The sequence below is a fragment of the Halarchaeum grantii genome, from assembly GCF_014647455.2.
Lineage (GTDB): Archaea > Halobacteriota > Halobacteria > Halobacteriales > Halobacteriaceae > Halarchaeum > Halarchaeum grantii.
Window position 1 is genome coordinate 59131 of the sequence record NZ_BMPF01000002.1, and the last position, 25380, is coordinate 84510.

The 25380-nt window shown below is 71.1% G+C and carries 25 protein-coding genes; 14 read left to right on the plus strand and 11 right to left on the minus strand.

Annotated elements, in window-relative coordinates; all coding sequences use genetic code 11:
• Positions 1-19 precede the first annotated feature (19 nt).
• The gene (locus tag IEY12_RS06530; RefSeq protein WP_188880718.1) at positions 20-1096 is read left to right on the plus strand and encodes a Gfo/Idh/MocA family protein; all 1077 of its coding nucleotides are present in this window, start codon (positions 20-22) and stop codon (positions 1094-1096) included.
• Here IEY12_RS06530 and IEY12_RS06535 read toward each other — a convergent pair.
• Complete coding sequence (locus IEY12_RS06535; RefSeq protein ID WP_188880725.1) at positions 1093-2469, minus strand: NAD(P)/FAD-dependent oxidoreductase; 1377 nt, start codon at positions 2467-2469, stop codon at positions 1093-1095. The genes IEY12_RS06530 and IEY12_RS06535 overlap by 4 nt on opposite strands.
• Before the next feature lie 97 nt (positions 2470-2566).
• Here IEY12_RS06535 and IEY12_RS06540 point away from each other — a divergent pair, with 97 nt between their 5' ends.
• Positions 2567-2767, plus strand: coding sequence for a hypothetical protein (locus IEY12_RS06540; RefSeq protein WP_188880727.1), 201 nt, complete (start codon positions 2567-2569; stop codon positions 2765-2767).
• Between the two features lie 38 nt (positions 2768-2805).
• Here the strand turns inward: IEY12_RS06540 and IEY12_RS06545 are convergent, their stop codons facing one another.
• Both IEY12_RS06545 and IEY12_RS06550 read right to left on the minus strand, forming a co-directional pair.
• Entirely contained in the window at positions 2806-3795 is a 990-nt protein-coding gene (locus IEY12_RS06545) for a hypothetical protein (RefSeq protein ID WP_188880731.1), read from the minus strand.
• Positions 3796-3976: 181 nt separating this feature from the next.
• Positions 3977-5080, minus strand: a complete 1104-nt coding sequence (locus tag IEY12_RS06550; protein WP_188880739.1) for a DUF7345 domain-containing protein — start codon at positions 5078-5080, stop codon at positions 3977-3979.
• A gap of 134 nt (positions 5081-5214) precedes the next feature.
• Here IEY12_RS06550 and IEY12_RS06555 point away from each other — a divergent pair, with 134 nt between their 5' ends.
• Together IEY12_RS06555 and IEY12_RS06560 are read left to right on the plus strand one after the other, a co-directional pair.
• Positions 5215-5964 carry a ribonuclease H-like domain-containing protein gene (locus IEY12_RS06555; RefSeq protein ID WP_188880748.1) on the plus strand — a complete coding sequence of 250 codons (750 nt, stop codon included), beginning with the start codon at positions 5215-5217 and terminating at the stop codon, positions 5962-5964.
• A gap of 99 nt (positions 5965-6063) precedes the next feature.
• Positions 6064-6402, plus strand: a complete 339-nt coding sequence (locus IEY12_RS06560) for a DUF5789 family protein (protein WP_188880751.1) — start codon at positions 6064-6066, stop codon at positions 6400-6402.
• Positions 6403-6561: 159 nt separating this feature from the next.
• Here IEY12_RS06560 and IEY12_RS06565 read toward each other — a convergent pair whose 3' ends face one another.
• From IEY12_RS06565 to IEY12_RS06575, 3 genes are read right to left on the minus strand one after another with little or no spacing between them, the layout of a single operon-like run.
• Entirely contained in the window at positions 6562-7572 is a 1011-nt protein-coding gene (locus IEY12_RS06565; protein WP_188880753.1) for a PfkB family carbohydrate kinase, read from the minus strand.
• Positions 7573-8250 carry a phosphoglycolate phosphatase gene (locus IEY12_RS06570; protein WP_188880777.1) on the minus strand — a complete coding sequence of 226 codons (678 nt, stop codon included), beginning with the start codon at positions 8248-8250 and terminating at the stop codon, positions 7573-7575.
• 53 nt (positions 8251-8303) lie between these two features.
• Positions 8304-8750: an acyl-CoA thioesterase gene (locus IEY12_RS06575; RefSeq protein WP_188880780.1), complete on the minus strand. Its 447-nt coding sequence runs from the start codon at positions 8748-8750 to the stop codon at positions 8304-8306.
• Between the two features lie 132 nt (positions 8751-8882).
• On the opposite strand from IEY12_RS06575, the gene IEY12_RS06580 reads away from it, so the two are divergent.
• On the plus strand, positions 8883-10289 hold the full coding sequence (locus tag IEY12_RS06580) for a PGF-CTERM sorting domain-containing protein (protein WP_188880786.1): 1407 nt from the start codon (positions 8883-8885) through the stop codon (positions 10287-10289).
• On the opposite strand, the gene IEY12_RS06585 is transcribed toward IEY12_RS06580, so the two are convergent.
• Positions 10286-11398, minus strand: coding sequence for a M24 family metallopeptidase (locus tag IEY12_RS06585; RefSeq protein WP_188880790.1), 1113 nt, complete (start codon positions 11396-11398; stop codon positions 10286-10288). The genes IEY12_RS06580 and IEY12_RS06585 overlap by 4 nt on opposite strands.
• 135 nt (positions 11399-11533) lie before the next feature.
• Between IEY12_RS06585 and IEY12_RS06590 the strand changes: the two genes are divergently transcribed.
• The 4 genes from IEY12_RS06590 to IEY12_RS06605 are packed head-to-tail and all read left to right on the plus strand — an operon-like array spanning position 11534 to position 14120.
• The gene (locus IEY12_RS06590) at positions 11534-11797 is read left to right on the plus strand and encodes a hypothetical protein (RefSeq protein ID WP_123077210.1); all 264 of its coding nucleotides are present in this window, start codon (positions 11534-11536) and stop codon (positions 11795-11797) included.
• Positions 11794-12963 carry an MFS transporter gene (locus IEY12_RS06595; protein WP_188880797.1) on the plus strand — a complete coding sequence of 390 codons (1170 nt, stop codon included), beginning with the start codon at positions 11794-11796 and terminating at the stop codon, positions 12961-12963. The genes IEY12_RS06590 and IEY12_RS06595 overlap by 4 nt, the downstream gene beginning before the upstream one ends.
• A 53-nt stretch (positions 12964-13016) precedes the next feature.
• Positions 13017-13493: a metal-dependent hydrolase gene (locus tag IEY12_RS06600; RefSeq protein ID WP_188880799.1), complete on the plus strand. Its 477-nt coding sequence runs from the start codon at positions 13017-13019 to the stop codon at positions 13491-13493.
• Between the two features lie 45 nt (positions 13494-13538).
• Entirely contained in the window at positions 13539-14120 is a 582-nt protein-coding gene (locus IEY12_RS06605) for a DUF6663 family protein (RefSeq protein ID WP_188880801.1), read from the plus strand.
• On the opposite strand, the gene IEY12_RS06610 is transcribed toward IEY12_RS06605, so the two are convergent.
• Positions 14117-15019 carry a ketopantoate reductase family protein gene (locus tag IEY12_RS06610; RefSeq protein ID WP_188880805.1) on the minus strand — a complete coding sequence of 301 codons (903 nt, stop codon included), beginning with the start codon at positions 15017-15019 and terminating at the stop codon, positions 14117-14119. The two genes, IEY12_RS06605 and IEY12_RS06610, sit on opposite strands and share 4 nt — an antisense overlap.
• A 115-nt stretch (positions 15020-15134) precedes the next feature.
• Between IEY12_RS06610 and IEY12_RS06615 the strand changes: the two genes are divergently transcribed.
• Positions 15135-16925, plus strand: coding sequence for a DUF7261 family protein (locus IEY12_RS06615; RefSeq protein WP_188880813.1), 1791 nt, complete (start codon positions 15135-15137; stop codon positions 16923-16925).
• Here IEY12_RS06615 and IEY12_RS06620 read toward each other — a convergent pair whose 3' ends face one another.
• On the minus strand, positions 16926-17534 hold the full coding sequence (locus IEY12_RS06620) for a response regulator transcription factor (RefSeq protein ID WP_188880815.1): 609 nt from the start codon (positions 17532-17534) through the stop codon (positions 16926-16928).
• 290 nt (positions 17535-17824) lie between these two features.
• Here IEY12_RS06620 and ppc point away from each other — a divergent pair, with 290 nt between their 5' ends.
• The 3 genes from ppc (at position 17825) to IEY12_RS06635 (ending at position 22508) form a co-directional block, all read left to right on the plus strand.
• On the plus strand, positions 17825-20542 hold the full coding sequence (ppc, locus tag IEY12_RS06625; protein WP_188880824.1) for a phosphoenolpyruvate carboxylase: 2718 nt from the start codon (positions 17825-17827) through the stop codon (positions 20540-20542).
• 194 nt (positions 20543-20736) lie between these two features.
• Positions 20737-21738 (plus strand): ABC transporter ATP-binding protein, encoded by a 1002-nt coding sequence (locus tag IEY12_RS06630; RefSeq protein ID WP_188880831.1) that lies wholly within the window; start codon positions 20737-20739, stop codon positions 21736-21738.
• Positions 21735-22508: an ABC transporter permease gene (locus IEY12_RS06635; RefSeq protein ID WP_188880834.1), complete on the plus strand. Its 774-nt coding sequence runs from the start codon at positions 21735-21737 to the stop codon at positions 22506-22508. The genes IEY12_RS06630 and IEY12_RS06635 overlap by 4 nt, the downstream gene beginning before the upstream one ends.
• Here IEY12_RS06635 and rtcA read toward each other — a convergent pair.
• Complete coding sequence (gene rtcA / locus IEY12_RS06640; RefSeq protein WP_188880844.1) at positions 22498-23505, minus strand: RNA 3'-terminal phosphate cyclase; 1008 nt, start codon at positions 23503-23505, stop codon at positions 22498-22500. The two genes, IEY12_RS06635 and rtcA, sit on opposite strands and share 11 nt — an antisense overlap.
• Positions 23506-23629: 124 nt before the next feature.
• Between rtcA and IEY12_RS06645 the strand changes: the two genes are divergently transcribed.
• Positions 23630-24178 carry a DUF1684 domain-containing protein gene (locus tag IEY12_RS06645; protein ID WP_188880848.1) on the plus strand — a complete coding sequence of 183 codons (549 nt, stop codon included), beginning with the start codon at positions 23630-23632 and terminating at the stop codon, positions 24176-24178.
• Positions 24179-24208: 30 nt separating this feature from the next.
• On the opposite strand, the gene IEY12_RS06650 is transcribed toward IEY12_RS06645, so the two are convergent.
• Positions 24209-25189 carry a transcription initiation factor IIB gene (locus tag IEY12_RS06650; protein ID WP_188880858.1) on the minus strand — a complete coding sequence of 327 codons (981 nt, stop codon included), beginning with the start codon at positions 25187-25189 and terminating at the stop codon, positions 24209-24211.
• Positions 25190-25380: the final 191 nt, after the last annotated feature.

Genomic DNA, 25380 nt, shown 5'->3' on the forward strand with positions numbered 1-25380 from the left:
CCCGTACGAACTAGCTACAATGAGCACGACAGACACGGAGAACCGAGTCCGCGTCGGCATCGTCGGACTCGGCGGCATCGGCAACCACCACGCGCAGCGACTCACCGACCTCGGCGAGCACCTCGTCGGCGGCGTCGACGTCGTCGAGGACGCCCGGAACGCGTTCAGCGGGCGCTGGGACGTCCCGACCTACGAGAGCTACGACGACCTCTACGAGGCCGGCATCGACGCCGTCATCGTCACGACCCCGAACAAGTTCCACGAGCAGTACGCCGTTCAGGCCCTCGAATCGGGCGTCGACGTCCTCCTCGAGAAACCGCTCGCGAACACCCTCGAATCCGCGGAGCGCATCGCAGCGGCCGCCCGCGAGGCCGAGGGCTTCTGCATGGTCGGCTTCAACAACCGCTTCCACCCCGGCGTCGAGGTGTTCAAGGCCGAGCAGGCGGCGGGCCGCTTCGGCGACGTGATGCACGTCGAGGCGAACTGGGTACGGCGACGCGGCGTCCCCGGACGCGGCGGCTGGTTCACCACGAAGGAGATCTCGGGCGGCGGCGCGCTCATCGACATCGGCGTCCACATCATCGACCTCGCGCTGCACTTCGCGGGCTTCCCGGAGGTCGTCGAGGTCTCCGGTGAGACGCGCGCGGAGTTCGGCGGCCGCGAGGACTACACCTACCTCGAGATGTGGGGCGAGGATCAGGCCGAGATCTCCTTCGACGTCGACGACTCCGTGACCGCCTACCTCCGCACCGAGAGCGGCGCGAGTATCGCCCTCGAGGTCGCGTGGGCGGCGAACCGCCCGCCGAAGAACGAGTTCTCGATACAGGGCACGAAGGCGGGCGCGTCCTTCGACCGCGAGAGCGGCGAGCTCACCGTCCACGAGACGAGCGACGAGGGCGCACCGCACCACGAGGACACCGTCGTGGAGACTCGGGACGTCGACATCCACGAGGCCGAACAGGAGTGCTTCTTCGACGCGGTGCGTGCGGGCGAGGCGCCCGAGCGCAACACCGTCGAGCAGGGCTTGCAGGTCCAGCGCGTCATCGACGCCATCTACCGCTCCAGCGAATCCGGCGCGGCCGTCCGCCTCGACTAGTAGCGGTACTCGGCCTCGCGCAGCTGGACGTACTTCCCCTTGCGGTAGCGGAACTTCGCCTGTTTGTAGTCCTTGTAGAGACGGAGGCCGTCGACGCCGACGCTCGCGTTCTGCCGGGTGAGTATCTTCCCGGAGTCCGCGGCGTCGAGCATCTTGCTGGCGACGCGGAACGTCGTGTCCCACTCGCCGGGCCCGTACTCCTCGACGACGTCGGCGATCGCGACGTTGCGCAGTATCTCGTCGCCGATGGCGTCCTTCCACGCGTCGTTGTAGGCGTCGAGTTCGCCGAGCGCGGCGAGCTCGCCGGCGAGCTTCCCGGTGCGGAGCGCGACGTGGTCGCCGCCCTCGTGGAACGCCGACGTGGTACCCATCGCGCCGCCGACGACGGCGATTCCGGCGTCCGTGGGCGAGTCGATGGGGCGCGTCGAGGAGATGGAGTAGGTCTCCGTCCCCTTCGACTTCCCGTAGCCCTCCTCGACGACCGGGAAGTCCTCCTCGACGTCGTACTCGTCGCCGTAGAGCTCCTCGAGGAGCCGGCGGATGTACTCGGCGCCCTTCGGGATGGCGTCGTCGTCCTCGCGGAGGAGGCGATAGTCGCCCTTCTCGAAGTCGTCGATGTCCATGCCGATCGGCATCGTGAGGCCGACGCGCGCGACGTTGTCGGCGTTCGGGAACACCCACGGGTAGGCGGTCTCGCCCGGCATCCATCCCCACCAGAACTTGATGCGGTCCTGTTCGAGGGCCCCCTCGGGGAACTTCCGGTATTCCTGGTAGGCGATGTGGTTCGTCTCGGGGGGGCTGAGGCGCTCGCTCGCCGGCTTGTCCTCGGGGAGGAAGGAGTCGAGGACGGGGATGGTGATGCGGCGCTGCGGGCCGTCCGCGAGGACGACGTAGTCGGCCGTCCACTCCTCGCCGTTCGAGAGCGTGAGCGTGTGCTCGTGACCGTCCGAGAGGTCCGTCTCGACGTCGAGGACGCTGTCGCCGACGCGGTAGTCCGCGCCCGCCTCTTGCGCGCGCTCGCGGAGCCAGTCGTCGAAGCGCGCGCGCTGGAAGGTGAAGCCGAAGCCCTCGTAGGTCGAGTCGATGCCCGTGCGGTCGACGACGACCGACTCCTCGGGGCCGATGAACTCGGCCGCGTTCAGTTCGCGTTGCACGACGCCCTCGGGGAGCTCCTCGACGTCGAGTTGCGCGATGTCCACCCAGTAGTTCAGGAAGCCGGCGGCGTCCGTGGAGTCCGGGCCGAGTCGGTCGCGGTCGGCACGCGGAACGCCCTTCTCGAAGACGACGACGTCGGCGCCCTCGTCGGCCGCACGCTCCGCGGCGGCGGTGCCGGCGGGCCCACCGCCGACGACGGCCACGTCTACGTGGTTCATACCACTTCCTCTATACCCGCCGACTAAAAGCCTTCAACTTCCGGTATCCGATCCGCCCTCCCCTACGCTTATGCCACCGACTCGCGCATCGACGGGCATGGACGCGGGCCGCCTTCTCTATCGGGTCGTCGCGCTCTACGTCGCCTCCCTCGTCGTCGTCGGCCTGCTCACGGGCGTCTGGCTGTTCGCCCCGGCGGTCGTCGCGCGACCGACGGTGGCGGTCCTCTGGTTCTCGCTCGGCGGCTTCGGCTTCCTCGTGCTCGTGACGGTCGGCCTCCTCACGTACTTCGAGACGTAGAACCGGCGGGCGACGTGCGTCGACGAGACACCGTGCCTCTAGACGGTCTCGTTCGCGTCCGCGTCGGTGGTGTTCGACGCGGCGTCGAGCACGCCGTCCCGCGTGGCGCTCACCGTCTCGTTCACCACGTCACCGACGGAGGCGGTGCTGGTGGACGGCGCGCCGTCGGGCGCCGCCGTCGACGTGTGCGTGGCCGTCGCGTTCCCATCCGAGTCGGCGGTCGTCGTGTCGACCGCCCCCGTTCCGACGGCCACGTCGGCGCTCGCGTTCAGGTGCGAGCGCGCCGTCTCGGCACGCACGACCGCCCGCGTCGCGAGGCGGGCCGCGCGGGTCTCGTTCCCGGCCTCGCGAGCGTCGCGGGCGGCCTCGAGCGCGGTGTGCGCCCGTTCGAGTGCCGAGCGGGCGTCCGCGCTCGCGTCGGGCGTCGCGTTTACGGCGGCGTCGAGGCGCTCGACGGCGCTCGACGCGCGTTCGAGCGCGCCCGTGGCGTTCGCGTTCCCGGAGGTCGCGATGGGGGGAGTGGGGGGAGTGACGACGGCGTCGGCCCCCGGGAACTCGGTGACGTTGGCGAGCGAGCGCGCCCGTGCGCCGGTCGCGCGGAGCGCCTGCGGGTCGGCGCCGTGGCTGGTGCGGACGGATGCGGGAAGCGCGTCCGCGGCGGCGGCGGCCCGGTCGGCGAGCGCGCTCGCGGACTGACCGCGTGCGGCGAGCGCCGCCATTCGCGCGGCGAAGGCGCCGTCGCTCAGCGACCCGTTACGGTGGGCGGCGACGAGCGCGGCCCGTTGGTCGGCGAGCGCGTCGACGCGGTCGCTCAGGGCCGCCTGTCGCGACGCGACGAGTCGCGCCTTCGACGCGTTCGACTGCATGGTGGCGAGCGCGTGGTCGAACGCTCGGGACTCGAGCGCCCCGTCGACGGTCGCGCCCTGCGCGCCGATTGCGCCGGCGAGCTGTGCCCCGGGCGCGACGGCGTTCGCGCTCGCGTTCGACGCTGTGGTCGTCGTACTCGACGGGCCCGGCTGTGCCGCCACGGCCGGGAGACCGACCCCGGCCGTGGCTACGACCAGCGCGAGCACCACGAGACGGACACGGGTCGTCACCATGCAGTCCTCCGTAGGTCGGTGGGGACCATATACTCGGCAGACCGTTGACTCGAATTTCGAACGGTTAAGCCGGATTTGAACGGTTTCGACCCGTACGCAGTCGGGCGATTCACGACTCCTCGACCCCCTCGTCGGCGTCGGGAAGCTTCAGCACGTTCTCGCGACCGATCCGGAACGACTCCAGGTCGCCGGATTCGCGCATCCCGCTCACGACCTGACTCGTCTTCGCCTCCGTCCACCCGGTCTCGGCGACGACCTCCTGCTGGCGCGCGCGCCCGCCGTGCTCGCGGAGCACGCGTTTCACGCGCTCCTCGTTACTCAACAGCTCCGCCGGCGGTCGCTCGTCCGCACCGTCGCGCTCACGCTCGCCGGCGGCCGCGTCCGGCTCGGCGTCCGACGCGGCGGCGTCCGACCCGCTCCCCGCATTCGCGCCACCCGCGGCCGTCCCGTCCGCCTCGCCATCCGCCTCCCCGTCGCTCCCCGCAGTACCGCCGGCCCGCGCGCGACGCCGGTACCAGAGACCGGCGCCCGCGAGGGCGGCGAGGAGGGCGACGACGCCCGCGACGAGCGGCCACGGGACCGGCGATGCGGGCGGGGCGAACGTCGCGCGCGGTTGCTCGTCCGTGAACGTCACCGGGCCCTCCCAGGCGACCGCGGTCTCACTCCGCGTCGTCGGCGGCGGCGACACCGAGGCCACGCGGTAGCCCTCGGGCGCGCTCAGGGTGAGCGTGGTGTCCTCGTCGATATAGAAGCCCGCGATGGCGTCCCCGGCCCGCACCGTCCGACCGTCGACGGCGGCGAACCCGTGCCACGTGAACTGGTAGGCGACGACGCCGTACTGCGAGCCGATGGACTGGACGCGCGTCGACACCGAGAAGGCCGTGGCGTTCATCGGCCGGCCGGTCGCGTTCTCGGCCGTCCGCACCGTCGTTCGGATGCGCTCGGCGAACGGGTCGAGGTAGGCGCTCCGGTTCGCCCGGACGTCCCGCTGGAGGTCCTCGAACGCCGCCGTCTCGTTCTCCGTCGCGAGCGCCAGCCGATAGGTGACGGTCCACGTCGCCGACCCGTTCTCGGCGACGTCGACGGTGAGGTCGACGCTGTCGGGCGAAACGCCACCGGGGGCGAGCGCGGCGAACCCGCCGCTCGCCGCCCCGACCGGCGTCGCGAGTAGGAGGACGACGCACGCGAGCGCCGCCGCGACCGTCCGCTGCATACCCGTGTGGGGGGGCGGGCGACTGAAAGCCGTTTCTCTCCGGCGATGGCGCCGCGCTCGGGTAGCGCCCGCCCTCCGTTCGCCCGACGGCGCCCTGACGGAGGACTCATACGCCTCGACGCCCACGGACGGGTATGCGCGTCGAGAACTCCTTCATCGCCGCCGAGGGCGTCGGTCCCGCGACCGAGCGCTCGCTCTGGGCGGACGGCGTCCACCACTGGGACGACTTCGACACCGACTACCTCGGCGAGAAGACCGGCCGGCGAGTCGCCGACTACATCGAGACGGGCCGCGCGCGCCTCGAATCGGGCGACGCGTCGTTCTTCGCGGAGACGCTCCCGTCGGGCGAGCTCTGGCGGGCGTACGAGAACTTCGCGGACGGCGCGTGCTTCTTCGACATCGAGACGACGGGCTTGGACGCCGCGACGAACGACGTGACGACGGTGAGCTTCCACCGCTCGGACGGGACGCGGACGCTCGTTCGCGGGGACGACCTGACGCGCGAGACCGTCCGCGCGGAACTCGACTCGGCGGACCTGCTCGTCTCGTTCAACGGCAAGCGCTTCGACGTCCCGTTCCTCGCGCAGAGCTTCGACCTCGACGTCACGACGCCGCACCTCGACCTCATGTACACCTGCAAGAAGCTCGACCTCTCGGGCGGGCTGAAGGCCATCGAGTCCGACCTCGGCCTCGAGCGCGACGGCGTCGAGGACGTGGACGGCCGCGAGGCCGTCCGGCTCTGGAAGCGCTACGAGCGCGAGAACGACGAGGCGGCGCTCGACCGACTCGTCACGTACAACCGCTACGACGCGGAGAACCTCCGCGCGCTCGCCGACCGGGTGACGAGCGACCTCCACGAGGAGACGTTCGTCCCGCACCGCTGAGTCGCCCCCGACCGGTCGGCCCGCCGGGACGACGGCGGTTCCCGCGCGTCGTCGCGAATACCGTAGCGCTTTCGGCGGAGCAGACAGCTATCTACGCGCATGGCTGCACGCCCGCCAACGAGCGACGACGACGACGGACCGGACGTCGTCGAGTTCGGCATCCCGGCCGCGGAATCGTTCCTCGACGCGGCCGACATCACGTATCCCGTTGACCGCGAGGCGCTCGTCGCCGCGACCGGCGACCCCGAGGTGCCCATCGACACGCGCGGTCGCACCATCGCCTTCTCGACGGCACTCGAACGCACCGAGCGGGAGCGCTTCGACTCGCGTCGCGACCTCCTGAACGCGCTCCATCCGGTCCTCGAGGACGCGCGCCAGTCGGGGGCGGCGGGCGTCCTCGGCTACGTCCGCTCGCTCATCCCGAGCGTGCTCCGGTAGCGGGCGAGCGGTTCGTCGCCGCCGGAGGCGTATGGCGGCCGTGATAGTCCTCGACATCCCCCGTCCGGCGTGCGGGCGGACGGACGCGGTACGGACGCGCGGACTCGGTTCCTATCGGTGTACGGCGTGCGGCCACGGGTGCACGCCGGAGCACGTCGGTTAACGGCGCTCGGCGAGCCAAGCGGCCAGCGCCTCGCGGTCGCCGGAGCGCGCGTGCGTGACGTAGAAGGTCGCACAGGCGTTCGCAAGCGTGAGCGCCTCACCGAGTGGCCAGCCGGCGGCGAGCGCGTACGCGAGGCCGGCGCTGAACCGGTCGCCCGCGCCCGTGTAGCGCACGGCGTCCACGCTGAGGGTCGGACAGCGCGTGACGCCGGCGGCGTCGGCGGCGACGGCCGCGTCCTCGGCGTGGAGGACGGCGACGTCGAGCGCGCCGAGGCCGCGCAGGAGCGCCAACGCGTCGGCGCGCGTGGCCGGCGCCTCCTCGGCGTCCGACACCGCCTCGGCGAGGAAGGCGAGTTCGTCGTCGTTCACGCTGAGCGCGACGCGCCATTCCTCGAGGCCGGCGAGCGCGTCGAGGAACGGCGCGACGGCGCGCGCTTCGCGGACGGTCACGTCGCCGGGGTCGACGACGAGCCAGTCCCCGTCGCCGGCGGCCCGCTCGGCGAGCGCGTCGAGGGCGAGCGTCCCGGCCTGCACGGACGCCCAGTTCGTCCAGACGACGGCGTCCGCGCCGAGGGCGGCGTCGAGGTCGGCGACGCGGTCGAGGTCGGCGAGCGCCCAGTCCGCGATGTCGGGCGACTCCTCGGTGAACATCACGGCGTCGTCTTCGAACTCGAAGACCGCGACGTCGGCGGGCCGGCCCATCGAGTGCGTCTCGCAGTCGAGTGCGTCGAAGACCGCGTGGTCGAGGTGGCCGTAGAGCGCGGTGTCGGCGCCGAGCGCGTGCGCCTGTCGGGCGGCGTTCACGGCCTGCCCGCCCGGTTCCGTCGTCTCGTGGTCGACGAGGAAGGACTTCGCGTGCCCGCTCGCGATGCGCTCGCCGAGGTCGGCGCGGGACTCGACGTGGCCGGCGGCGTCCTCGACCGCGTAGCGCCGGTCGACGCTCCCGTCCGGCAGACACGTCACGGTGACTGCGGGGGACTCGGCGAGTCGGGCCTCGATCTCCTCCATCTATTCGCTCGCCGCCTCGATCTCCGCGACGGCTTCGAGGAAGCCGTCGGCGTACGCGGCGTCCGTGACGTAGTCGGCGGCCGCGCTGGCGTGCTCGTCCGCGTTCGCGACGGCGTAGGCGACACCGACCGTCTCGAACATGTGGGCGTCGTTCTGTGAGTCCCCGACGGCCGCGAACTCGGTCACGTCGTAGCCGAGGCGGTCGGCGACGCTCGCGAGCGCGCGGCCCTTGCTTATCGTCGGGTCCTTCACGTGGTAGGCGTAGCCGGTGTCGACGACTTCGAGGCCCTGTTCGGCGGCGAGCGCTTCGAGGGGCTCAAGCGGCCGGTCGCGACTCACCGCGACCTCGGTCTCGCGCCAGCGGTTCGTCAGGTCCAACTCGCCCCAGCCGAGGTCGTGGCCGCGTTCGCGGTAGGCGTCCGCGACGGCCTGTGCGCCCGTGCGGTCGCCGTGGACGACGAGGTCGTCGCCGACGAGCGAGATACCGCCGTTCTCGGCGATGACGGTGCGTTCGATGCGGAGGAAGTGCGCGAGCGCCACCGGGTACGGGAAGGCCTTCCCGGTCGCGACGACGACCGGCGCCCCCCACGACTGGAGCGCCGCGAATATCCGCGGGTCGACGGCGCCGTCGCCGTCGGTGAGCGTGCCGTCGATGTCGACGGCGAGCGGTGGTACCATAGCTACGCGTCGGACGCGCGCGGACAAAAAGTCGGCGTCACCCGCTCGCGCGCTCACTCCTCGCCGTTCTCGCCCTCGCGTGCGGCCTCGACGAGGGCTTCGTCGCGTTCGGTCTCGACGTCGAGGTCCGGCACTTCGGTCGGGCGGCCGTCCTGGTCGACGGCGACGAAGACGAAGTAGGACTCGGTCGTCTGGTGGCGCTCGCCCGTGCGCGGGTTCTCGCCGAACGCCCTGAGGCGGACCTTCACGCTCGTCCGGCCGACGTCGTAGACGTAGGCCTCGATGACGACGATGTCGCCGACCGGGACGGGGCGCATGAAGTCCATGTGGTCGATGCTCGCGGTGACGCACGTCTCGCCCGCGTGGCGCATCGCGCTCATCGCACCGACCTCGTCCATCCACTTCATGACGTTCCCCCCGTGGACGGTCTCGTAGTTGTTCGCGTGGTTCGGCTGAACCCGGTTCCGGTTCTCTATATAGGTCTCCTCGACGCGTGCCATACCTTGGCGTGGATGTGGACGGCAATGAATCCCGCGACGGCGGCAGGTAGAGCCACCGCGTCCGGCGGGCCGTGAAGCGGCGACTGTACCCTACCGAACCGTTATGGGCGGACCTGTCGAACAGCCGTGACGATGCGCCCTCCACACGCACTCGCGCTCGGATCGCTCCTCCTCGTCGGGGTGACGGCCGCCCTCCTCGCGGGCCCCGCCGTCGCCGCCGACCCCGTCGAGGCGACGAACGGAACCACCTACGACCACGGCACCATCATCGCCGTCGATGTCTCGACGAACGAGAGCCACGTCCTCCGGAACGCCGACGGTGCGTTCGTCGCGGAGTTCGCCGCCGAGAACGGAACCGTACTGATCGACACCGGCGCCCTCCGGAACGGCGACTACACGCTCAGGAACGGTGACGGCGCGACGGTGTTCGCCTTCGGCGTCGACGGCGCGCCGACCACGACGACCACGACGACGGCGAACACGACCGACGACACCGACGACGGTGGCGAGACGGTGGCGCTCGAGGACGGCGCCACCCACGACGCCGGCGTGACGCTCACTCGCGACGTCGCCGGCGAGGAGTACGTCCTCCGCACCGGCGACGGCGCGTTCGTGCGACAGCTCGCCGCCGACGGCGGGACGGTGGCGTTCGACACCGGCGACCTCGACGGCCCGTACCGACTCGTCGACGCCGACGGCACCGTCGTCGCCTCGTTCACCGTCGACGGCGTGGACGAGACGACCACGACGACTCCGACCACCACGACAGCCGACGAGCGCGCCGGGTCCGAGGCCGATGCGCCGCTCGACCGAACCGTCGACGCCGAGGACGGCGGCGTCTACTGGCGGGGCCTCACGCTCCGCTTCGACGTCGAGGGGGACGCCACGCTTCGAACCGGCGACGGCGCGTTCGTGCGCCAGCTCGCCGCCGACGACGGGCACGTCACCCTCGAGACGGCGTCACTCGACGTCGGCGACTACCGGCTGACAGCCACCGACGCCGCCGCGTTCAGCGTCGCCCGCCAGTCGCTCGACGCGACGGGCTCCGAGGGGACGCTCACGGTCACGTCGAACCGCGCGGACTACCCGCTCGTCCTCCGCTCCGACGCGCTCACGACCGACGAACTCCACGCGCTCGTCCCCGCGAGCGCGGTTCGCGACGGCCGCGTCCTCGTCGGTGACGTGGGCGCGAACGCCACCCTCGACCTCGACGCGTCCGCGCTCGCGAGCGGGAGCTACGACCTGACCGCGATAGCGGGCGACACGGGCGTCCGCGACGACGCGACCGTCACGCTCGCGGCCTCCGCTCCGGCGAGCGGCGAGGCGAACAGCACCGCGACGGCGCCCGGCGAGAACGGCGCGAGCGAGACAACCACCACGAGCACCACGACGAGCGCCACCACGACGACGAACGCGACCACGACCACCGACGGCACCGGCGGTGGGACGACGGTCGGCGACTCGCCCGGGTTCGGCCTCGTCGCCGGCGTCCTCGCGCTCGCCGGTGCGGCGCTCCTCGCGCGTCGAGACGGCGACTAGACGCGCCACCCGCGCGGCGTGTCGTTCAGCCGCTCACAGCCCGACTCGGTGACGACGACGAGGTCCTCGACGCGGACGCCCCACTCGCCCTCGACGTAGACGCCGGGTTCGACGCTGAACACCATCCCCGCTTCGAGCGCGCGGTCGTTCCCGGCGACGATGTAGGGTTCCTCGTGGACGTCGAGACCGACGCCGTGGCCCGTCCGGTGGACGAACGCGTCGCCGTAGCCCGCCGTCTCGAGCACGTCGCGGGCGGCCGCGTCGACGGCCTGCGCCTCGACCCCGGGTTCGACGGCGTCCACGGCGGCGCGCTGGGCCTCGACGACCGCGTCGTGCGCTTCCGCGTAGCCCTCGGGCGGGTCGCCCGCGAAGACGACGGTGCGCGTCTGGTCGCTCGGGTACTGCTCGACGCGCGTCCCGAAGTCGAGCGTCACGGGGTCGCCCGCGCGTATCTCGCGCTCGCCGTGCCCGTGGTGCGGGTTCGCGGCGTTCGGCCCCGACGCGACGATGGGCTCGAAGGACGTGCCCGTCCCGCCGTGCGCGACGAGGCGCTCCTCGACGTAGCGCGCGAGCGCCGTCTCGGTCATCCCGACGGCGTCCGCGCCCAGCTCTCGGACGTCGCGCATCGCGGCGTCCGCCGCGCGCCCGGCCGCACGGAGCGCGTCGAGTTCGGCGGCGTCCTTGCGAACCCGGAGGGCGTCGAGGACGGCGCCGGCGAGGCCGAACTCGCACGCGGGGAGGCAGTCGCGCAGGTCGAGCGTGAAGCGCGCGTGCATCGTCGGGTCGAGGAGCACCTCGCCGCTCGCGACGCCGAGGTCGGCGAGCGCGTCCGCGACGACGGCGAGCGGGTCGTCCCCGTCCGCCCACGTCCGCACGTCCGCGACCCACGTCGCGTCGCGGACCTGCGCGCCGTAGAGGGCGGGCACGACGAACACCGGGTCGCCCGAGGCCGGGACGAAGAGGAAGAAGTGACGCTCGCCGGGCGATTCCTCGAAGCCGCCGAGGTAGTAGGTGTTCGGGCTCGGGAAGAGCGCGAGCGCGCTCGCCCCGCGCTCGCGGAGGCGGGCCTGTGCGTCGCGAGTGCGGCGCTCGAACGGCGTCTCGGACATACCGCCACGTGGACGCGAGCGAGCAAGAAAGTGCCGTGCCGGACACACGCCGGCGGGAGAACCGCCCGACTGCGAGCGGGCGTCCGCGACCCGAGCCCGCCACGTTTTTGCTCGTGCCGGCCCGATTCTCCAGCGATGAGTTCCGGTCTCGCCTCCCGTCTCCTCGGCGCCGTGAGCTCCCGCGTCCAGGAGCTCCTCGGCGTCGCGCTCAGTTGCGTCGGCCTCCTGCACTTCGCCGCGTGGGCGGCGAACGGCGACGGCACGCGCGCGCTCGCCGACCTGCAGGCCGGCCAGCTCTCCCTCGCCGCCGGCGGCTTCGGCGGGTACGCGAGCACCCACCCGGCGTACGTCCTCGCGTTCGTCGTCGGCATCGCCATCGTCGGCGCCGCGCGGCAGTGAGCGAGGGGAGCTGGCGCGGCGTCCTCGCCGTCGCGCTCTGGCAGGTCGTCGCGAGCCTCTGCTACTACTCGGCGTTCCCCGCGACGGACTCCTTCCAGACGGACTTCGGGCTCACCGGCGTGCAGGTCGGCCTCGTCATCACGACGCTCACGCTCGGCTACACGCTCTTCCTCTTCCCGGCGGGCGCGTTCGTCGACGCCTACGGTGACCGCCCCGCGATGGTCGCCGGCCTCGTCGGCCTCGCGCTCGGCGCCGTCGGCGTCTCGCTCGCGACGAGCTACCTCACCCTGCTCCTCGCGGTGTTCGTCCTCGGCGCCGCGTACTCGACGGCGATGCCCGCGACGAACATCGCGGTCGCCGAGCGCGCCCCGCGCGGCGCGTACAACCTCGCCGTCGGCGTGAAGCAGGTCGGCGTCACCGCCGGCTCCGCGCTCGCCGCGTTCGTCGTCGCCGGCCTCGCCGCGCTCGCGCTCGGCTGGCAACTCGGCTTCCTCGTCGCGGCGGGCGCAGCGGGCGTCGTCGCGCTCGGCTTCCTCGTCGCCTACGAGGGCACCGGCGGGACGGGCGACGTGGGCTTCCCGGACGTCCGCGCGCTCTGGGGGAACCGCGCGCTGATGGCGCTCGCCGCCGGCGGCTTCTTCGTCGGCGCCGCCATCTTCACCACGACCGGCTACGCCGTCCCCTACCTCGAAGCGGACACCACCGCCTCGAAGGCGACCGCCGGCGTCGTCCTCGGCCTCACGCAGGTGACGGGGAGCGTCGGCCGCATCGGCGCCGGCTGGGTCGCCGACCGCGTTCGCGGGACGGCCGCGCGCGCGTCCATCCGCGTCTTCAACTGGCAGACCGGCGTCGGCGCGCTCGCGATGGCCGCGATCCCGCTCCTCGCGATGCCGGGCGCCGCCGCCGGCTTCGCGATACTCGGCGTGAGCCTCCTCGGCGTCACCGGCCTCTATCACGGCGCGCTCGTCGCGCTCGCGAGCGACGAGGAGTCCGGCGCCGCGACCGCAGCCGGCCAGACCACCATCAACCTCGGCGGCCTCCTCGTCCCGCCGACGTTCGGGTGGCTCGCCGATACGGCGGGCTACGCGGCCGGCTGGAACCTCCTCGCCGTCTGCGTCGCCGCCGGCGTCGCCTGCGCGCTCGTCGCCGGCCGCCTCACCGACTGACGCCCCGGCTCGGGTGGTGGGTTTAACTGCGCGTCGGCCCTCCCATCCACCGTATGTACCGCACCGGGCACTACGGCGTCTCCCTGCTCGTGTACGCTCCGCTCGGTGCCGCCCTCCTCGCCGCCGGCTACCGCGTCCCCGCGCTCGTCGGCGGCGCCGCGATGCTCGCGCTCGCGCCCCTCCCCGACTACGACCAGCGCGTCCCGTTCGTGACGCATCGCGGCGTCACCCACACGCTCGTCTTCGCGTGGCTCGTCGGGACGACGCTCGCCGGCCTCACCCTCTTCCTCCCGGCCGCCGGCCCGGAGCGCCTCGCGCTCGCCAGCTTCGGCTTCGGCGTCGGCGCCCTCGGCGTTGTCGCCCACCTCCTCGGCGACGTCCTCACGCCCGCCGGCATCAGGCCGCTCTGGCCGCTCCGGGACACCCGCTATTCGCTCGCGCTCTGGACGGCCGATAACGCGCTCGCGAACTACGGCCTGCTCGGTGCGGGCGTCGCCGCCACCGTCGCCGTCCTCCTCCTCCTCGCCTGACGCGGTGTCGGGTGGCTTTTCTCCCTCCGGCCCCTCCTCGGAGGCGTGACACCCACGACGACCGGGACCTACCGCGTGCGCTCGCGACGCCCCGAGGGGACGCTTCGCTGCGTCGACCTCGACGACGGCGAGGCCGTCGACGTCGCGCCCGCGGACGGCCTCCGACCGGGCTATCGCTTCACCGGCGACCTCGCGTGGGAGGACGGCGACGCCCGCCTCACCGACTTCACCGTCGAGGACCGGACGCTCTTCGCGTACGCCGAGGGCGTCGCGAACCTCTTCGAGGTCGCCCTCGACACGTGGGAGGAGGCGCGCCACGAGGGCCTCGGCGTGAACGCCCGCCCGACCTACGACACCGGCGGCGACCCGAACGGCGCCGTCTACACGTTCGCCGAACAGCAGGGCGAACGCGACGTCTACGCCGAACTCCGCGACGGCACCGCGCCGCTCGAACCGCTCCTCGCGCGCTTCCGCGAGGACTCCGACTTCGACGCCCCGAACGAGGTGTTCGTCCTCCGGCCCGCCACTCACCAGTTCGTCCTCGTCGCGCTCGTCGCCGAGAAGGGCGGCACGTACGCGGACACGATGCGCGACACCTACGGCTGTCCGCGCCCCTCGGAGCCTTAGGCGTCCGCGAGCCGCACGAGGTCCGCGAGCGTCCGGTTCACTGGCGCCGGCAGCCCCGCGTCCTCCGCGCGCGAGACGACGGCGCCGTGAATCGCCTCCACCTCCGTCTCGCGTCCCGCCTCGACGTCCTGGCGCATCGAGGAGACGTTCGACGCGGTCCGCCGCGCCACCGTCAGCGTCTCCTCGATGACTCCCTCGGTGTCGACGCCCTCGTGGCGCGCGACCCGCGCGGCCTCCGCGACCGACCGCCGGACGAGTCGCGTCCCGGGCGCCGTCGCCGCGAGCGCGCCGTTCTCGACGCCCGCGAGCGCGGTCGCCGCGTTGATGCCGACGTTCACGAGCGCCTTCCGCCAGATGGCACGCCGGACGTCGTCGACGACGTGCGTCTCGATGCCGGCGAGCGACAGCTGCGTCGCGAGCGCGCGCACGTTCGCGTCGTTCAGCGCGAAGTAGCTCCCGAGGCGGGTGTCGCCCCGCCCGGCGTGCCGAACGACGCCCGGCTCGGGCACGTGGGCGCCGTGACTCGTCGCCCCCGCGAGCACGCGCTCCTCAGGGACGTACGCGGCGAGCGCTTCCGCGTTCCCGAGGCCGTTCTGGAGCGTCGCGACCGCCGCGTCCCCGAACGCCCCGGCCCACGTCGCGAGCGCGTCGTCCGTCTGGTAGCTCTTCACGCAGACGAGCACGTAGTCACAGCGCGGCGCCGCGCCGGGGTCACACACCACGGGGACGTCGACTGTCTCGGCCGTCCCGTCAGCGTGGACGACGCGCAGCCCAGACTCCCGGAGCGCCGCGACGTGGTCGCTCTCCCGCGCGAACAGTACCGTCTCCGTCTCCCTCGCCGCGAGCAGGCCCGCGAACAGCGACCCCATCGACCCCGCGCCGAGCACGCCGATACGCATACCCGACGGTGGCGGCGCCGCCCGCTTGTACCCGTCCATTCGGCGGCCGTCGGAGCACGCTCGGCGCTCGTCGGCGAGCGAAACTATTTCCGCGCGCCGCCGGAAGGGGAGGCGAATGCAGCGTGGGCCACCCTCTGAGGCGGCGACCGACCAGCGACGCGACCGCGGTCAGCTCCTCCTCGTCGCCGGCCTCGGTATCGCCGTCGCGTTCGTCGCGCTCGCGCTCGTCGTGAACAGCGTCGTCTTCACGCACAACCTCGCGACGCGCCCCTCCGCGAGCGGCGCGGACGCCATGGAGTATCAGGACGTCGTCGTCGAGGGCGTCGGCGGCGTCCTCGCGGAGGCGAACGAGCGCGAGTACGTCCGCCACGGCGCGCTCGACGCCGCCTTCCGCGACGACACCGCCGAGTGGGCGAACCTCACGCTCCGGCAGTACGCCGCCCAGGGGACGCTCACGAGCGTCGCGATACACGACGTCACGAACGGCACGGGGATCCATCAGGCGAGCGTGCGCGAGTTCACCGACCGGAGCGGGGCGGCGGACTGGTCGCTCTTCGACGACGCGGACGGCGCGCGGCGCTTCAAGATGAACCTCACCGACGACCGGTCCGGTACGCTCACCGTCACGACGACGTTCGCCGACGGCTCGACGCACAGCGTGGACGTCGACACCGGCTCGAACGTCACCGTCGACGGCGGCTGTTCGGCGCCCGCGCCCGCCACCGTCGACTTCTCGAGCGCGAGCGTCGACGGCGCGCACTGCGCCGCGCTCGAGGGGTTCACGAGCGGGACGGTCGAGGAGATCGCCTTCACGAACGGCGACGCCGTCACCGGCCGCTACGTCGTCGTCGCGAACGCCACGACCGGCGACCTCTACGCGAGCGGGAGCTACACGGACCACTACTACACGGCGGACACGCCGTCGCCGTACGCGCTCGACGCCGTCTACGCCGCGACGCTGAACCTCACCTACCGCGCGCCCGATATCGAATACGAGACGCAGGTCCGCCTCGAACCGGACGCCGCCCCGCAGGGACCGCGCTACGGCGTCGTCCCGCTCGCGGATCGCGTCGTCTTCACGTACGCGAACGACCCGACGAACCTCTCCACCGTCGACGCGCTCGGCGGCGTGACGCGCTTCGCGCCGACGAACGCCACCGTCATCGGCCCGCGCGAGTACGACTTCACGGGCGACGACGTGCTCGACACGCCGTACGTGAACGATTCGGGGGACGTCCGGCTCGCGAACGAGAGCGGGTCGTTCGTCATAGCTGAGAATGCGGAGCAATCGGGCTCGCTCCTCGCAGTCGGAAGCTGGAACGGGAGTCGTCCATCGGTCTTCTACGCGGGCAGTAACAACGACTACGTCTATCGGGTCAATCCCTCAATGGACACACCTGAGCGACTGTTCGCCGATCTGGATAACGACGGTGTCTCTGCCGTCTCCGGGATCGGCGACATCGACGGAGACGGGGAGGACGAGCTAGTCTTCGTCGACAATAGCGGAATCGTCACGTACCATGACCCAAGCGGTAAGTACGATACCGCGGAGGGGGAGATGTTCAAGGCGTATACAAACGACGGAAATCCGAGCGGACGCGGCGTCGGTCCGCCGATAGACTTCGACGGGGACGGACGGGCGAAGATACCGGTCGTGCAGTCGTCCCACATATATCTCGGAGACGCGAGCGGACTCGACTCCGAGTCGCTCGTCGACGACCTAGCGCTCACCGCACCGATGGCGGGATTCGACGTGGATGGTGACGGCCGCCCCGAGCTTGTCTACGTAAACGAAAACGGAAAAATCGCGTACATCGACGACGTGACTGCGTCAGCGAACGCCATCAAGTTCGAGAATGCGACGGGGAGTCAGATCCCCGTCGATCCGTCGACCGGCGTCGCGTAACTAGTTCTCGACTTCCCGAAAGGCGTCCTCGAACCCCTCGACGTCGTCGAGGGAGTCCTGAACGCGCGCTTCGAGGTCGGCCTTGCGGCGTTGGAGGTCCCGATAGGCGGCGCTCTCGTCGCGCTCGTCGGGGGTGAGTTGGGCCTCGAGTGTGGCGAGCTTCGCGGAGACGGCGAAGTACGCCTGCAGGTCGTCGTCGTACTCGGAGCGCGCGAGCAGGTTCTCGACGGTGTCGACGACGTCGTCGCGCGTCACGGGCTTCACGAGGTACTCGTCGAAGGGCATGTCGAGGATGTCCTCGTCCGGCTCGACGGCGGTGAGCATGGAGACCCGGACGTCGTAGCCCCGCTCGCGGATGGCGTCGAGCACGTCGCCGCCGGACATGTCGGGCATGCGGCGGTCGAGGAGGACGACGTCGACGTCGGAGTCGACGGCGTCGATAGCGCTCTCCCCGTCGTAGGTGGTTCGGACGTCGTAGTCGCCGTCGAGCCAGATGGCGTACGTGTCGGCGAGGTCCTCGTCGTCGTCGACGGCGAGAACGGTCGGTCGGTCCTCCTCGGTGGTGTCGACGCCGGAGGGTGTGCCGTCGGCCGGGGAGTCGGGTATCATAGTGGGGGGACTCGGTCGTCGCTTGGTGGGTAGGGTGGCGTGACGGTATAGTCTTGTGGCCTAGTTGACGGGCACTCGATCGCGCGCACGCACGCCGTGACACCCGAAAGCGCGGCCCTCGGTGTCGGCATCGCGGACGGCGATCCGGGGGGAGCCCGGCGGCGTGGTCGTTGCACGCTACCACACAGCCTCGTTCTACATGAGCGAACGCATTGGGAATTCGTCCCGCCTATCGGAAACGATTTGCGCGCTTCCTGGGATTTAACTACAGTGGTACGTAATGTCGAGGCATGGGTTTACACGGACGGAGCGTCCGGCAGGACGTACGGGAGTTAGGCGACCTCCTGGGTGAAGCGGTCGAACGACACGCGTCCCGAGACGCCTTCGAGGCCGTCGAAGACGCGCGAACCGCCGCGATCGACTATCGTCAGGGGGAGACGTCGACGCGCGACGAACTCCGGAACGTCCTCGCGGAGAACGACGAGGAAGTCAACGCCTCCGTCGCCCGGGCGTTCACGACGTATTTCGAATTAGTGAACTTGGCCGAGGAGCGAGAGCGCGTCCGCTCGCTCCGCGAGGACGAGGACGACGGCACGCTCGCCGACAGCCTCCCCGCCGCCGTCGAGCGCCTCGCCGACGACGGCGCCGCTCCGTCCGACGTTCGGGACGTCCTCGAGGCGGTTCGCGTCGTCCCGACGTTCACGGCGCACCCGACCGAAGCGCGCCGGAAGACGGTGAAGGCGACGCTCGTCCGGGTGACCGACCTCCTCGAGGAACTCGACCAGCACCGCCTCACGAAGCGCGAGCGCGCGAACAAACTCGCGCGCCTCGACGCGCTCGTCGAGAGTCTCTGGACGACGAAGCAGGTCCGCGGGCGCCGCCCCGAGCCGTTCGACGAGGCGCGCAACGTCCACTGGTACCTCGCGAACGTCATCTTCGACCAGGTCCCCGAGATGTACGCGCGTCTCGAGGACGCCCTCGAGGAGCACTACGAGGAGCCGCCGGCCGTCCCCGAAATCCTCGACTTCCGCTCGTGGGCCGGGAGCGACCGGGACGGTAACCCGTTCGTCACCCCGGAGGTGACGACGAAGACCCTCGAGCGCCAGCGCGACCTCGTCGTCGAGAACTACCGCGACGCCCTCGACGACGTCTCGGGCGTCCTCAGTCAGGACGCGACGCGGATGGACCTCGCCAGCGTCGAGGCGTCGCTCGACCGGGACGCCGAGCGCGTCCCCTCGCTCGTCTCCGGCGCGCGCGAGCGCTACCCCGACGAGCCGCTGCGCCAGAAGGTGCTCGTGATGTGGCGCCGGCTCGGGCGCATCACCGACGTCCGTCCCGGCGGCTACGACGACTACGAGGAGTTCCTCGCGGACATCGACGTCGTCGAGGACGCCCTGCGCGCGAACGACGCCGACCGCATCGCCGACGAGTACATCGACCCGCTCGAGCGCCAGGTCCGGACGTTCCGCTTCCACCTCGCGAGCCTCGACCTCCGCGACCACCAGGAGATGCACACGGGCGCGCTCGAGGAGGCACTGGAGCGCGAGGGCGTCGATTATAGGAGTATGGACGAGGACGAGCGCGTCGAGTTCCTCACCGAGGCCACGCTCCAGACGGAGAACGTCCTCGACCTCACCGACACCGAGGACCTGAGCGACGAGGCCGCGCGCGTGCTCTCGCGCTTCGACGCGCTCGGCGGCTGGCACGAGGAGTACGGCGAGGAGGCCATCGACACCTACTGCATCAGCATGACCGAGCGCCCGAGCCACGTCCTCGAAGTGCTCTTCCTCGCCGATCAGGCGGGCGTCGTCGACCTCCCCGAGCACTGCGGGCTCGACGTCGTCCCCCTCCTCGAGACGGAGTCCGCGCTCGCGAACGCCCGCGAGACCATGGAGACCCTCTTCGACAACGACGCCTACGGCGCGGCCCTCGAAGCGCGGGGCACCGTTCAGGAAGTCATGCTCGGCTACAGCGACTCGAACAAGGAGAACGGCTTCCTCGCCGCGAACTGGGCGCTCAACGAGGCCCAGCGCAAACTCGCGGCGATCACGGACGACCTCGGCGTCGAGTTGCGCCTCTTCCACGGTCGCGGCGGCTCCATCTCCCGCGGCGGCGGCCCGATGAACGAGGCGCTCCTCGCGCTCCCGCCGGAGACCGTCACGGGCGAGGTGAAGTTCACCCAGCAGGGCGAGTCCATCGCCGAAACCTACGGCAACCCCTACATCGCCGAGCGGAACCTCGAACAGATGCTGAACGCGCAGATCCGCGCGCGCCACGACGCGGTCTCCCGGGGCGACTCGACGGCCCTCGACGACCCCGGCTCCGACATCGACGCCGAGTGGGAGACGGCGATGGAGACGATGGCGAGCGCCGCCCGCGACGCGTACGTCGACCTCCTCGGCACCGAGGGGTTCGTCCAGTACTTCGAGCAGGCGACCCCCATCACGGTCATCGAGGAGCTGAACATGGGCTCGCGGCCCGCGAGCCGCTCGAAGGAGCGCTCCGTGGAGGACCTGCGGGCGATCCCGTGGGTGTTCTCGTGGACGCAGAGCCGCTGTATCGTCCCCGGGTGGTTCGGCGTCGGCACCGGCATCGAGGCCTATCTCGACGCCGGCGGTGACGTCGAGACCCTACGCGAGATGTACGAGGCGTGGCCGTTCTTCCGGACGATGCTCGACCGGGCGTCCATGGCGCTCGCGCGCACCGAGATGGAGATCGCCGAGGAGTACGCCGACCTCGCCGACCCCGACCTCCGCGAGCGCATCTTCCCCACCATCGAGTCCGAGTACGGGCGCTCGAGCGACGCCGTCCTCGACATCACCGAGGCGGACGCGCTCATCACGCGCGAGTGGCTCACCGAGAGCCTCGAACGCCGCAACCCCTACGTCGACCCGCTCAACCTCCTGCAGGTGGACCTCCTCCGGCAGAGCCACCGCACCGAGGCGGCCGAGCAGACGCTGCGCCTGAGCGTGAAGGGGATCGCCGCCGGCATGAAGAACACCGGGTAGGCGGTCGGCGGGACCGAGCGGAGCGAGGGCCCGCCGGACGGCGAGCGGGGAGCCTACGACCCGCGAGCGACCCGTGCGACGCGAGGCCCCGCCGACCACCGGACGGCGAGCGTGTCACTCCGTCTCGCGGTTCTCGGCCCGGCGTTCGGGTTCCGTCGGCCTTAATCCCGTACGCGGCGTCGTCCCGACCACGAATGCCACCAGCGATACGCGTCGAGGGCCTGGAGAAGGACTACGGCGACGTCCGGGCGCTCGACGGCCTCGACCTCACCGTTCCCGAGGGGTCGTTCTTCGGGCTCCTCGGGCCGAACGGCGCGGGGAAGACGACGTTCATCAACGTCCTCGTCGGCCTCGTGCGCAAGAGCGGCGGCCGCGCCGAGGTGTTCGGCCACGACGTCGAGGACGACTACCAGGGCGCGCGCGACGCCATCGGCCTCGCGCCACAGGAGTTCAACGTCGACCGCTTCTTCCCCATCCGCGAGGTGCTGATGCACAAGGCGGGCTACCACGGCGTCCCCGAGGACGAGGCCGCCGAGCGCGCCGAGCGCGCGCTGAAGCGCGTCGGCATCTACGACAAGCGCGACGTCCGCTTCGACTGGCTTTCCGGCGGGATGAAGCGGCGCTTCATGCTCGCGCGCGCTCTGGTCACCGACCCCGACCTCCTCATCCTCGACGAACCCACGGCCGGCGTCGACGTCGAGTTGCGCCACGACCTCTGGGAGGTCATCACCGACCTGAACGACGAGGGAACCACCGTCCTCCTCACCACGCACTACATCGAGGAGGCCGAACGCCTCTGTGACGAGGTCGCGATCATCGACTCCGGGCGGAAGGTGACGGTCGCGACGCCCGACGAACTCACCGAGAAGGGCGGTGACACCCTCACCGTCGCGCTCGACGCCGAACCCGACGACGTACCGGACATCGACGACGAGCGCGTCGAGAGCCTCGAACTCGACGGCGACGAGCTCGTGGTCCGCACGCCGTCGGCGAGCGAACTCGTCCCCGAGGTCGTCCGCCAACTCGACGCGCAGGGCTACACCGCAGTCGACATCGACATCGAGCGCACGTCGCTCGAGGAGGTGTTCGTCGAGCTGACGCGCCGCGACGAGGAGGAGACGCGCGAATCGAACGACACCGACGGCGAGGACGACGCGGCGGACGCGGAGCGCGCCGTCGCGGAGACACAGCGATGAGTGCGCTGTTCCCGACGGGACTGAAGACGCTCACGAAGCGCGAGATCCTGCGCTTCCTCCGCCGGCCGTGGAACACCTTCCTCCCGCCGTTCATCACGAACGTCCTCTACTTCTCCGTCTTCGGCGTCATCCTCGGCGCGCGCATCCGCGAGGTCGGCGGCGTCCCCTACATCCAGTTCATCCTCCCCGGCCTCGTCGTCCTCGGCGCCATCGGGAACGCCTTCGAGAACGCCTCGTTCTCCATCTTCCACGGGCGCTGGAACGAGTACATCCACGAACCGCTCACGTCCCCGCTCTCCTATCGGTCGATGGTGTTCAGCTACGTCGCCTCCTCGGCGCTCCGGGGTATCATCATCGGCGTCCTCATCGCCGTCATCGGCGCGTTCTTCACGCCCGTCCACTCGCTCGCCCACCCGGCGTACGCCGTCGCGTTCCTCCTCATCATCACCGTGCTCTTCGCCGGCTTCGGCGTCATCGGCGGCCTCGTCGCCGAGGACTTCGACCACCTCACGGTCCTCAACCAGTTCATCCTCCGGCCGCTCGTCTTCTTCGGCGGCGTCTTCTACTCGCTGGACGCCCTCGAAGGCGCGGCGCTCACCGCCTCCTACCTCAACCCCATGGTCTACATGGTGAACGGCGTCCGCTACGGCGTCCTCGGAGTGTCTGACATCCCCGTGAACGAGGCGCTGGGCGTCCTGACGGGACTGACCGTCGTCGTGCTCGCCGTCGACGTCTACCTCTTCAAGCGCGGCTACGGCCTCACCGACTGACGCGGACGACCCCGTCCGCGTCCGCGACGTCGACGTCGAACCCGAACGTCCCGAGGAGGTCGGCGTGCGTCTCGAGGTGTGCCGTCCGCTCGGGCGTCGTGTACACCCCGCCCGCGAGCGCGAGGTACGGGAGGAGCTGGTCGGCGAGGTGGGCGTCGGCGCTCGCCGGCGTCCGGTCGAACGCACGGAACGACTCGACGGCGCCCTCGGCCACCGCCTCGGCCGGCGTCCCGCGCTCCCCGAGCGCCGAGAACCCCGCGCGAGCGTGCTCGTACGCCGCGACCACCGTCACCACCGACCCCGACGAGGCCGTCTCGTCGTAGGCGGACTCGCGGAGGACGGGCACCGCCGCCGTCGACTGGAGCGCCTCGACGGCCGCGTCCGCCTGCCGCTCGGCGACGTCGGCCTCGCGGAGCGACTCGCTCGCCGCCGATTCGACCGCGAGGTGTCGCAGTCGCCCGCGCTCCCGGAGGTCGAGCGGAGTGAGCGTTGAGGGCCGCACGGTCAGCGTCACCGCGCCGCCGCCCGCCGGGTAGAACCCGCGACGGGTCGGCGTCACGCTCGCGTCGAGGCCGTGCGCGCGGAGCACCGGAAGCTTCACGTCGGTGAGGTAGTCGAGCGGCGGCGCCCACTGCACGTCCGTCCCGCCCGACACCGTCACGCGATAGGGCGCCTCGAGGCGCGCCGCGAGCGGGAGGACGGCGTCGAGGATGAGCGGCACGCTCCCCGCCGTCCCGACGTCGACGCGCGTTTCGCCACCATCGAGCGCGCCCGGGTCGACGGCGACGCGCTCGGACCCCGCCTCGGCGCCCGCGAGGTCCGCGTCGCACGCCGCTGCGACCGCCTCCAGCGCCGCGACGTGCTGGCGCTTCAAGCCGGGTTCCTCGCGCGCCCCGCGGACGTCCGTCACTTCCACGGACTCGCCGGTGAGCGCCGCGAACGTCGCGGCCGTCCGGACGAGCTGGCCACCCCCCATCGAGCCGTCGACCGACATCATGCCCGCCCGGAGGCGCGTCGGAGGCAAAACGTCGGCGTTCGCGGCCGCGAGTTCGACGTGGTGGACCCGAGGGGACTCGCGCGCATCCAGTAGCCTTACCGCCACGGCTCCCCGAGGACGACCCATGCCCGAGCAGGACTTCGACGAGCCGGCGTGGCGCGAGCGTATCGAGGAGTACCGCGCGGAAAAGGACGAGTTCCTCGCCGAGCACCCCCAGTCGCCGATTCCGCCCGAGGAGCGCGACGACTTCGACGGCCTCGACTACTACGCGCCCGACCCCAAATACCGCGTGGTCGCGCGCATCCAGGAGCCGAGCGAGATCGAAGAGGTCGAGTTGGAGACGACGAGCGGCCCCGACCGGACGTACGAGCGGGTCGCGACGCTCGGGTTCACGCTCGAGGACGAGCACCACGTCTTAGAGGCGTACGCCGCGCCGTCACAGGAGGGGCTCTTCGTGCCCTTCACGGACGCGACGAGCGGCGAGGAGACCTACGGGAAGGGGCGCTATCTCGAACTCGACGTCGAGACGTTCGAGACGGGCGACGACGTCGCCGTCGACTTCAACACCGCGTACAGCCCCTTCTGCGCGTACAACGAGGGCTTCGCGTGCGTCATTCCACCGGAAAAGAACCACGTCAGCGTACCGGTACGAGCGGGCGAGCGAGCGCCCTAGAAGAACACCAGAATCCGCGCCGGGAGGTCCTTACTGGACCGTTTCGGCGGCCTCGAGGAGCTCCTGATAGCGGTTGCGGATGGTGACCTCGGAGACGTCGGTCACGGCGCTGACCTCGCTCTGGGTGACCTTCTGGTTGGCGAGCAGGCTCGCCGCGTAGATCGCGGCGGCGGCGAGGCCGACCGGCGACTTCCCGCTGGTGACGCCCTTGTCGCCGGCGGTCTTGAGCAGGTCGCGTGCGCGTCGCTCGACCTCGTCGTTGAGGTCGAGTTCGCTGACGAAGCGCGGGACGTAGCTCGCGGGGTCGGCGGGCGCGACTTCGAGCTTGAGCTCGCGGACGATGTAGCGATACGTCCGCTTGAACTCCATGTCGTCGATGCGCGAGACGGTCGCGACCTCGTCGATGGAGCGCGGCGTCTGCATCTGGCGCGCCGCCGCGTAGAGTGCGGCGGTGGCGACGCCCTCGATGGAGCGCCCGGGGAGGAGGTCCTCGTTGAGCGCGCGGCGATAGATGACCGACGCCGTCTCGCGGACCTCCTTCGGGAGGCCGAGGGCGGAGCTCATGCGCTCGATTTCGCCGAGCGCCTGCTTCAGGTTTCGCTCCTTGCTGTTACGGGTGCGGAAGCGCTCGTTCCAGGTGCGGAGGCGCTGCATCTTCTGGCGTTGGCGGCTCGAGAGGGAGTTGCCGTAGGCGTCCTTGTCCTGCCAGCCGATGTTCGTCGAGAGGCCCTTGTCGTGCATCATGTTCGTGGTGGGGGCCCCGACGCGCGATTTCTGGTCCTTCTCCTGGGAGTTGAACGCCCGCCACTCGGGCCCGCGGTCGATGGCGTCGTCCTCGACGACGAGGCCACAGTCCGAACAGACGGTTTCGCCGTGCCCCTCGTCGGTGCGGAGGTCGCCCCCACACTCGGGACAGATCGTGGTGTCGGTTCGCGTCTCGGACTCCTCCTCGACGGTGCTCTCGGTGTGCTGGCGGTCGCTGGTGAACGTGCGGATGCTGGTGTCGCTCATTATGGGGTACTCTGGGACCGGGTGGAGGAGGAACGTATAAAGGCCTCCGACCCGCTTCTTCCTAACCACAGATAAGGCCGTAACCTACTTAAACCTTTCGCCAATGTAACGTGTGTTATCTAGTACCAATAGGGACGGAGCGTGCGTGACGTGTACACTCGCGGTTGTTTTTGGCCCACCTAATACGCGAT

Coding starts and splice junctions, on each gene's coding strand:
- IEY12_RS06530 (WP_188880718.1), top strand. CDS start 20: ATGAGCACGACAGACACGGAGAACCGAGTCCGCGTCGGCATCGTCGGA.
- IEY12_RS06535 (WP_188880725.1), bottom strand. CDS start 2,469: ATGAACCACGTAGACGTGGCCGTCGTCGGCGGTGGGCCCGCCGGCACC.
- IEY12_RS06540 (WP_188880727.1), top strand. CDS start 2,567: ATGGACGCGGGCCGCCTTCTCTATCGGGTCGTCGCGCTCTACGTCGCC.
- IEY12_RS06550 (WP_188880739.1), bottom strand. CDS start 5,080: ATGCAGCGGACGGTCGCGGCGGCGCTCGCGTGCGTCGTCCTCCTACTC.
- IEY12_RS06555 (WP_188880748.1), top strand. CDS start 5,215: ATGCGCGTCGAGAACTCCTTCATCGCCGCCGAGGGCGTCGGTCCCGCG.
- IEY12_RS06560 (WP_188880751.1), top strand. CDS start 6,064: ATGGCTGCACGCCCGCCAACGAGCGACGACGACGACGGACCGGACGTC.
- IEY12_RS06565 (WP_188880753.1), bottom strand. CDS start 7,572: ATGGAGGAGATCGAGGCCCGACTCGCCGAGTCCCCCGCAGTCACCGTG.
- IEY12_RS06570 (WP_188880777.1), bottom strand. CDS start 8,250: ATGGTACCACCGCTCGCCGTCGACATCGACGGCACGCTCACCGACGGC.
- IEY12_RS06575 (WP_188880780.1), bottom strand. CDS start 8,750: ATGGCACGCGTCGAGGAGACCTATATAGAGAACCGGAACCGGGTTCAG.
- IEY12_RS06580 (WP_188880786.1), top strand. CDS start 8,883: ATGCGCCCTCCACACGCACTCGCGCTCGGATCGCTCCTCCTCGTCGGG.
- IEY12_RS06585 (WP_188880790.1), bottom strand. CDS start 11,398: ATGTCCGAGACGCCGTTCGAGCGCCGCACTCGCGACGCACAGGCCCGC.
- IEY12_RS06590 (WP_123077210.1), top strand. CDS start 11,534: ATGAGTTCCGGTCTCGCCTCCCGTCTCCTCGGCGCCGTGAGCTCCCGC.
- IEY12_RS06600 (WP_188880799.1), top strand. CDS start 13,017: ATGTACCGCACCGGGCACTACGGCGTCTCCCTGCTCGTGTACGCTCCG.
- IEY12_RS06610 (WP_188880805.1), bottom strand. CDS start 15,019: ATGCGTATCGGCGTGCTCGGCGCGGGGTCGATGGGGTCGCTGTTCGCG.
- IEY12_RS06615 (WP_188880813.1), top strand. CDS start 15,135: ATGCAGCGTGGGCCACCCTCTGAGGCGGCGACCGACCAGCGACGCGAC.
- IEY12_RS06620 (WP_188880815.1), bottom strand. CDS start 17,534: ATGATACCCGACTCCCCGGCCGACGGCACACCCTCCGGCGTCGACACC.
- ppc (WP_188880824.1), top strand. CDS start 17,825: ATGGGTTTACACGGACGGAGCGTCCGGCAGGACGTACGGGAGTTAGGC.
- IEY12_RS06630 (WP_188880831.1), top strand. CDS start 20,737: ATGCCACCAGCGATACGCGTCGAGGGCCTGGAGAAGGACTACGGCGAC.
- IEY12_RS06635 (WP_188880834.1), top strand. CDS start 21,735: ATGAGTGCGCTGTTCCCGACGGGACTGAAGACGCTCACGAAGCGCGAG.
- rtcA (WP_188880844.1), bottom strand. CDS start 23,505: ATGATGTCGGTCGACGGCTCGATGGGGGGTGGCCAGCTCGTCCGGACG.
- IEY12_RS06645 (WP_188880848.1), top strand. CDS start 23,630: ATGCCCGAGCAGGACTTCGACGAGCCGGCGTGGCGCGAGCGTATCGAG.
- IEY12_RS06650 (WP_188880858.1), bottom strand. CDS start 25,189: ATGAGCGACACCAGCATCCGCACGTTCACCAGCGACCGCCAGCACACC.